This is a genomic window from Rhodococcus sp. (in: high G+C Gram-positive bacteria) (assembly GCF_049286785.1).
Classification (GTDB): Bacteria; Actinomycetota; Actinomycetes; order Mycobacteriales; family Mycobacteriaceae; genus Rhodococcus_F.
This window is the reverse complement of sequence record NZ_JBAQEO010000106.1, coordinates 1-1,621: the sequence shown is the minus strand read 5'-3', so window position 1 is coordinate 1,621 and position 1,621 is coordinate 1. Positions and strand designations below refer to the sequence as shown.

Here is a 1,621-nt window from a genome sequence, read left to right as displayed (position 1 = left end):
CACCGCCATTCCGTTGCACAGGTCGACGATGCGGTCGAATCGGTGCTCGTCGGTGACGAAGTGGCTGATGATCAGCACGGAGCGCCCGGTTTCGCGGCGCTGCGCCACCAGGTCCCAGAACCGCAGGTAGGTGTCCCAGTCGAATCCGGAATACGGCTCGTCGAGCAGCAGCACCTCCGGGTCGGCCAGCATCGCCAGCCCCAGGTTGAGTTTCGCGAGGGTGCCCCCGGACAGGCGGTCGGCGCGGGTGCCCGCGTAGCGCTCGAAACCGAGCGCGCCGTACAGCGCACGCCGTGTCCGCCGTTCCTGGCCCGGGGGCATCCGGTAGGCACTGCCGAACAACTCGAAGTGTTCGTCGCAGGTCAGCCGCTCGTAGACCACCGGCTGCTGCGGACAGTATCCCAGCCGACCCGACCGGGTCACCGTGCCGGCGTCCGGCCGGTACTCGCCGACGAGGATCTTCATCAACGTCGACTTCCCCGACCCGTTCTCCCCGGTCAGCCCGACCACCTCACCCGGCTGAAGCACCAGGTCCACACCCCGGAGCACGGGGACATCGTGGCGGGCCGGCCACCACCCCTGCCGGAAACTCTTCTCGATTCCCTCAGCGGTCAACACCGCGTTCATCGGCGCCGACTCCGCGGACCCCGAACTGTCCATGTCGCTCCTCGGAACACTCGTGATGGTCGTTGTGAGGTCAAGGTGCCGTGATGTCCGAGATCGATGTACCACTTGCCTGTGGCTCTGCGAGTTCCATCTGAAACGGCGCATTCGCCGGTCATACGGTTGATAGTGAACTCGACATCGTGCGAGCCGTCACTCCACCGGTCGTCTTCTTCAGCGAATCTTCACAGAAACCGCACTGTTCCACGTCGAATCGTGACGATGATGGATCAGGAGAGAAGCATCGGTCCAGGGCATCTGGAGCTGGGCGGAAAAGGAATGCTATGAGCCTCGGGAAACGTCTCGCGTTGATCTTCAAGGCCAAGGCCAGCAAGGCCCTCGATCGCGCCGAGGATCCGCGGGAAACACTGGATTATTCGTATCAGAAGCAGCTCGAGATGCTGCAGCAGGTGCGCCGTGGGCTGGCGGATGTGGCGACCAGCCGCAAGCGCCTGGACCTGCAGGCCCAGCAGTTGCAGGCCCGGGTCGACACATTGCAGCAGCAAGCGAGCGCAGCGGTCGCTGCCGGCCGCGACGATCTGGCCCGGGAGGCTCTGACCCGCCGGTCCGCGGCGCAGCAGCAGCTCGCCGAGCTCGCCCCGCAGCAGGCGGCGCTGCAGGCCGAACAGGACAAACTCACCGTGGCCGCACAGCGTCTGCAGGCGAAGGTGGAAGCGTTCCGCACCCGCAAAGAGACGATCAAGGCCAGCTACACCGCGGCCGAAGCCGAAACGAAGATCGGTGAAGCGGTCTCCGGGATCAGCGAAGAGATGAGCGACGTCGGACTGGCCATGCAACGCGCGGAGGACAAGACCGCCGAGCTGCAGGCCCGCGCCGGCGCCATCGACGAACTCCTCGCCTCCGGGGCACTCGAAGACGCCACCGGCACGACCAAGGACGACATCCAGGCCGAACTGGAGAAGATGTCCTCCCAGTCCGACGTCGAAGAGGAACTGGC

At 65.5% G+C, this 1,621-nt stretch carries 2 protein-coding genes; one reads left to right on the top strand and one right to left on the bottom strand.

Annotation, left to right across the window (positions count from 1 at the left end; translation table 11 throughout):
* Positions 1–660, bottom strand: a 660-nt coding sequence (locus WAW17_RS04095; protein ID WP_422331734.1) for an ATP-binding cassette domain-containing protein, incomplete at its 3' end; no start/stop codon positions are given.
* A gap of 287 nt (positions 661–947) precedes the next feature.
* Between WAW17_RS04095 and WAW17_RS04090 the strand changes: the two genes are divergently transcribed.
* A partial coding sequence (locus WAW17_RS04090; RefSeq protein ID WP_422331733.1) for a PspA/IM30 family protein occupies positions 948–1,621 on the top strand: 674 nt, incomplete at its 3' end.